Source organism: uncultured Georgenia sp. (assembly GCF_937958535.1).
GTDB lineage: Bacteria > Actinomycetota > Actinomycetes > Actinomycetales > Actinomycetaceae > Oceanitalea.
In genome coordinates, this window is sequence record NZ_CALGNQ010000279.1 from 1 (window position 1) to 5,492 (window position 5,492).

Here is a 5,492-nt window from a genome sequence, read left to right on the forward strand (position 1 = left end):
CCCACGTATCCCCACCCCCTCACAAGACCGGCATCTCCTCACGACCACCCCACCCGACGCGGCGGTCCCCGCGCCCGGAGGCCCACTGCCCGCCCCCTCGAAGCGGACTACCCCGACCGCCGGACAAGACCGTGCCTCCTCACGACCACCCCACCCCTTGCCACTCGAACATATGTTCGATAGTATGGAGCCATCGAGAGGAGACGTCATGGCCGACGGGACGGAACGGAACGGGGTGGTCACCCAGCCGGGCACCGCTCTGTCGTCCGTCGAACAGGCCATCGCCGACTTTCTCGGCCTGCCGGCGGTGGAGGACTGGCCCTCCCGGCGGGTGTCGGTCGCACCGCCGTCCCCCATCGAGGTCGTTCTCCTCTACCCCGAGCTCGGCCTCGACCCGCTCAGCGGTGAGGCCCCGCCGGGCTGGCCCCACACGGTCGTGCGCCGGTTGAACGAGACGCCGGGCGCCCTGGGTGAGGTGCTCGAGCATCAGCCTCCGTCGGAGCTGCTGGGTCGGTTCCTCGCCGGGATCGACCCTGAGGAGACGGACGACTTCTCCGTCGTCGAGGTTGTCGCGGCGTACAAGCGGATGGAGGCCTACGCAGCCCGGCGGGCCGCGAGGGCCGCGGCGTCGCTCGCCCAGCGGGAGGCCTTGAACCCCACCCGACCTGGCACGGTGCGCGGGCGCACCCATGCGGAGCAGCTCGCCGCCCACGAGGTCGCGTGCCGGCTCGTGGTCAGCCGACACGCCGCGCAGCACCTGGTGTCCTGCGGTCGCGGCTTCGCGGGGATGTTCTGGCTCACCGGGGAGCTTCTCGAGCAAGGACTCATCGACTACCCCCGAGCGCAGCTCATCGTCTCCACGCTGGAGCCGCTCCCGGCAGAGGTAGCGGCGGCGGTGCAGGAGGAGGTCATCGACACCGCGCCCGGCAGGACGCTGCGACAGCTGCGGGAGGACCTCGCCAAGGCGATCATCGCTGTGGACCCGGACTCCGCCGACGAGCGGCACCGTTCCGCCCGGTCTCAGCGTCGGGTGAACCACCCGCGAGCTCTTCCCGACGGCATGGCCGCGATGACGGCGGTGCTCCCCGCCGTCGATGCCGTCGCTCTGGACGCCGCCCTCGAGGCCGCAGCGCGCGCTGCCAAGAACGTCGGCGACTCCCGCACCCTCGACCAGCTCCGGGCTGACAGCCTCGCCCTCATGGGCCACACCGCGCTCACCCTCGGGGCGATCGGCCCCTGCGCCGCCACCTGCACCTGCGGCTGCGGCTCGACGGACGCACCCGAGTCTGTGTCCGGCGCCGGCCGCGCCCCGGGTGTCGACCCGCCTGAGGGTGCCGGTCTCCGCACGATGCCTCCCTGTTCGAGCGCCCCCGACCCGGCCCCTCCCGTGCCGATAGGACGCGCCCCCGTCCCTCCCGGGGCGACCGCGCCCGAGATCCTCCCCCGCGGGTCGCCAGCACCCGGCCCCGTCCCTCCCGGGGCACCCGCAACCGAGTCAGCGCGACCCGACCCGGTGCCTCCCGGCCTGACAGACCCCGACCTGTGCCTGCCTCGGCCGGACGCGAGCGATCCGGCACCAGGCTCCTCCTGCCCCGACGCAGACATCGATCCGGCGCCACGCGACAGGCACAAACCGCCCGCCGGACCGGCTCTGCCGGGCGAGGGCTCGTCCGGAGAAACCGGTGACACCGCACAGCCTGCCGGCCGTTCTCCGGTCGAGCCGGCCGAGTGCGGTGCTCACCCCCGCGCCCCGGGCGAGGGCGGCGATGACGCGAACGCTCCCGTGACTCCGAGAACGCGTCGGTATGCCGACGGTCCCCCGCGTCCTGGAGCTCGTGTGCCGTGCGGTCTGCCGACCATCCGACTCGGGCTGCTCGGCGGCGGACGCGCCGACATCCGGGTCACGGTCCCACTCGACGTCCTGCTCCCCGACCCTGAGACCAGGGGCCTGCCCGCGCTGGATCGCGACCCGGAACCGGTGGCCGACCTCGAGGGCTACGGCCCGATCCCGCCGCTCGTCGCCCGCGCCCTCGCCGAGGGCGGGGTGTGGCGCCGCCTCGTCACCGATCCCACCGGCACCGAGGTGCTCGACGTCGGACGCACCCGTTACCAGCCCACCGCCGCCATCGCCGACCACGTCCGCGAGCGCGACCGCACCTGCATCGAGCCGTCCTGCTCCACACCGGCACGCTCGTGCGAGCTCGACCACATCCACGAGTGGCAGCACGGCGGGACCACCTCGGCGACCAACCTCGGCCCGCTCTGCACCAGGGGTCATCCGGTCAAGTCCGTCGGCGCATTCACGGTCGCACGGACCGGCGACGGCGCCTACGCCTGGACCACTCCCACCGACCACGGCTACCTGCGTCGACCCGACGGAACGGTCACCCGCCTCGACCGCGAGACGTCCCGAGCGCTCCGGGCGCTGTGCAAGCAGGCCCGCCGCCCAGGTGCTGCTCCCGTGCGGCCCGACCACGTCGATGCCCTCCTCGCCGCGTAGGGCGTTCGCCCGGACGGCGCACCCCTCCGGCCGGCCCCCTCACCGCTCCCACTCGCGGCCGCTCACCCCTCGCGCGAGCGCAGCACCCGGTCGATCACCTGGTCCAGTCCGGCGGGCGTCTCCCCGAGCTCGGCGATGACCGCGTGGCGCACCTTGCGCCGCAGCCGCTCGGGGTCGTCCTCCCGGAGGGGCGCACGCGAGCCGGTCTCCCCCGCGCCTCCGCCGGCGTCACGGGAGCGGCCCGCGCCCGCAGCACCGGCGGCGGCCACCGACCCGCCCGCACCCGGCTCGTCCCCCGGCGCACGCTCGGCCCGCTCGATCCGCAGCCCGCGCTGTTGGGCGTGCTCACGGGCGACGTCGGTCACCGTGTCCCGGGCCCGACGTGGAGCACGCTGAGCCCGGCGTCGACGGCGGCGTCGACGTCGGCGCGCGTGACGAAACGGCGCATGACGACCTCCTACTGTCCTTCGAGTGATTCGATCGCGGTGACCGCGGCGTCGCGCGCGGCCAGGATGTCGGCCTCGCTGCCGGCCATCCACAGCCGCCCGAACCGGCCCACCGAGGTGACATGCATGAGGTTCACCGGGGCAGCCTTCTCCGCCTCGTTCGCGGCCAGGTTGATGTACGCGGCCGGGGTGACCTCGATGACGAGCATGGTCTGCCCGGCGACGAGCATCGTGCCCCGGATGAACCGGTTGAGCAGCTGTGCCTGGTAGGGGTTGACGTTGGTGATGACCTGCATCGAGGCGATCTGCGGCTTGACCCGGTCTCCCTCTCCCGAGCCGAGCTCGGCGAGCACCACCTCACCGGCGCGCAGGACGTCCGCCTGGGACAACGAGTGGACCTCGAACATCCCGAACTCGCGCTCCACCACCTGCGCGCCGGGACGCACGTCGGTCGCCTTGACCACCTTGTCGACGACGCGGAACACTCAGTTCCCCGGCGCCATCTCCACGTACAGACTTGCCATTCCCTCGACCGGCGGGTCGCCCTGGGTGATGGCCCCGACGAACGCTGCGTACTGGGGCTGCATGCGGCCCAGGTGGACGTAGGCCCGCAGCTCGAAGTCCTCACCGGCCATGTCGATCATCCCTCCCAGCTGCCGCGAACGGGCGACAGGTCGTGGTAGGCCACCCCGAGCGGGGTGACGAACAGCGGGTTGCCCGGGACGACGGCGCGGATCCCGGTCACGGCGGTGACGACCTCGGCGATGCCGCCGAACGCGCTCGTCCCGCCCACGAGGTGGAGCTCGTCGACCGGGTGCCCTGCGACGGCGCGACCGACGATGGTCGCCACCTTCTCCAGCACCGGCCGCACCACCGGCAGCAGCTCGGCCTGCCTGGCCGCGTCGCGTTTCATGCCCTCGGCCTCCTCGACGCTCACCCGGTACGCGCCGGCGATGACGAGGTCGAGATGGTGCCCGCCCGTCGCCTCGTCCGCGGTGGACACGACCTCCCCGTGCGTACGACGGCGATACCGGTCGTCCCACCGCCGACGTCGACTATCGCCCCGTCGCGCAGCCCGAGGACGGCGTTCGCGGCGACCGGCTCCTCGACCAGCGCCGTGCAGTCGAGGCCCGCGGCCTCGACGACGTACCGGTGGCCGCGGGCGTTGGCCGCTCCGACGCCCGGCGGGATCGTCACCGCCGCTCGCGAAAGCGCCGTCCCGAGCTTGGCCTCCACCTCGGGCGCCCGAGCTCGCGGATGACCGCCCGGACGATGGCGTCGATGTCTGTCGTGGGCATGTCCTCACCTCTTGAGGAAGAAGGAAGCGTCGCCGGCCTTCTCGGTCAGCCTGCCGTCCTTCCACAGGCCGACCTCCTCCATCCAGCGCTCGAACTCGGGCAGGGGACGCAGCCCGAGGGCCTGCCGCAGGCTCGGTGCGTCGTGGTAGCTGGTGCTCTGGTAGCTGAGCATCGCGTCGTCGCCCATGGGCACACCCATGACGAAGTTCCCGCCGGCGGAGGCGAGGAGGACGGCGAGGTTCTCCAGGTCGTTCTGGGTGGCGCGGGCATGGTTGGTGTAGCAGACGTCGCAGCCCATCGAGATGCCGGTGAGCTTCCCCATGAAGTGGTCCTCGAGCCCGGCGCGGGTGATCTGGACGGCGTCGTACAGGTACTCCGGCCCGATGAACCCGACGACGGTGTTGACCTGGTAGGGGTCCCACCGTTTGGCCATGGAGTAGATCCGCGCCTCCATGACGAGCTGGTCGGCGCCGTAGTGCGCGTCGGCGGACAGCGCGGTGCCCTGGCCGGTCTCGAAGTACATGCGGTTCGGGCCGGTGCACCAGCCGTGCTTCTTGACCATCTCGTAGGCCTCGTCCATGAGGCCCACGCTCACCCCGAACCCCGCCATCGCCTTCTCCGAGCCGGCGAGGCTCTGGAAGAGCAGCCCGACCGGTGCGCCGCGGCGCATCGCCTCCATCTGGGTGGTGACGTGGGCGAGGACGCAGTTCTGGGTCGGGATCTCCCAGCGGTCGATGATCTCCTTGGTCATCTCCAGCAGCCGGGCCACGCTGCCCACGCTGTCGTCGGAGGGGTTGATCCCGATGACGCTGTCCCCCGACCCGTAGGACAGCCCCTCGTAGATCGTGGCGCGGATGCCCTCGACGGAGTCGGTGGGGTGGTTGGGCTGGTTGCGGGAGGCGAAGGTGCCCTCCAGGCCGATAGTGTTGTTGCAGTGGGCGGTGACCCGGATCTTGCGGCCGGCGACGACGAGGTCGAGGTTGGACATGAGCTTGGTGACCGCGGCGACCATCTCGCCCGTCAGGGCGTTGCTCACCCGTCGGATCATCTCCGCAGTGGTCGTGTTGGCCAGGATCCACTCGCGGAAGTCACCGACGGTCCAGCGCTTGATCTCCTCGTAGACCGTCTCGTTGACGGCGTCGTCGATGACGCGCGTCACCTCGTCCTCGTCGTAGGGGACGGCCGGGTTCTCCCGCAGGACGGAGAGGGGGACCTCCGCGAGGACGAACTTCGCCGCCACCCGCTCGG

The 5,492-nt window shown here is 72.1% G+C and carries 7 protein-coding genes; 1 reads left to right on the plus strand and 6 read right to left on the minus strand.

Annotated elements, in window-relative coordinates; translation table 11 throughout:
- The first annotated feature begins 208 nt into the window (after positions 1 to 208).
- Positions 209 to 2,500, plus strand: coding sequence for a DUF222 domain-containing protein (locus tag Q0195_RS15495; RefSeq protein WP_299280159.1), 2,292 nt, complete (start codon positions 209 to 211; stop codon positions 2,498 to 2,500).
- 62 nt (positions 2,501 to 2,562) lie between these two features.
- Here the strand turns inward: Q0195_RS15495 and Q0195_RS15500 are convergent, their stop codons facing one another.
- The 6 genes from Q0195_RS15500 to Q0195_RS15525 all read right to left on the minus strand — a co-directional run.
- Positions 2,563 to 2,865, minus strand: coding sequence for a hypothetical protein (locus Q0195_RS15500; RefSeq protein WP_299280161.1), 303 nt, complete (start codon positions 2,863 to 2,865; stop codon positions 2,563 to 2,565).
- 92 nt (positions 2,866 to 2,957) lie between these two features.
- On the minus strand, positions 2,958 to 3,431 hold the full coding sequence (locus tag Q0195_RS15505) for a hypothetical protein (RefSeq protein ID WP_299280163.1): 474 nt from the start codon (positions 3,429 to 3,431) through the stop codon (positions 2,958 to 2,960).
- On the minus strand, positions 3,432 to 3,590 hold the full coding sequence (locus Q0195_RS15510; protein ID WP_299280165.1) for a hypothetical protein: 159 nt from the start codon (positions 3,588 to 3,590) through the stop codon (positions 3,432 to 3,434).
- Complete coding sequence (locus Q0195_RS15515; protein ID WP_299280167.1) at positions 3,587 to 3,949, minus strand: hypothetical protein; 363 nt, start codon at positions 3,947 to 3,949, stop codon at positions 3,587 to 3,589. The genes Q0195_RS15510 and Q0195_RS15515 overlap by 4 nt, the downstream gene beginning before the upstream one ends.
- Complete coding sequence (locus tag Q0195_RS15520) at positions 3,880 to 4,143, minus strand: hypothetical protein (RefSeq protein ID WP_299280169.1); 264 nt, start codon at positions 4,141 to 4,143, stop codon at positions 3,880 to 3,882. The genes Q0195_RS15515 and Q0195_RS15520 overlap by 70 nt, the downstream gene beginning before the upstream one ends.
- Before the next feature lie 105 nt (positions 4,144 to 4,248).
- Positions 4,249 to 5,492, minus strand: a 1,244-nt coding sequence (locus Q0195_RS15525) for an ethanolamine ammonia-lyase subunit EutB (RefSeq protein ID WP_299280171.1), incomplete at its 5' end; no start/stop codon positions are given.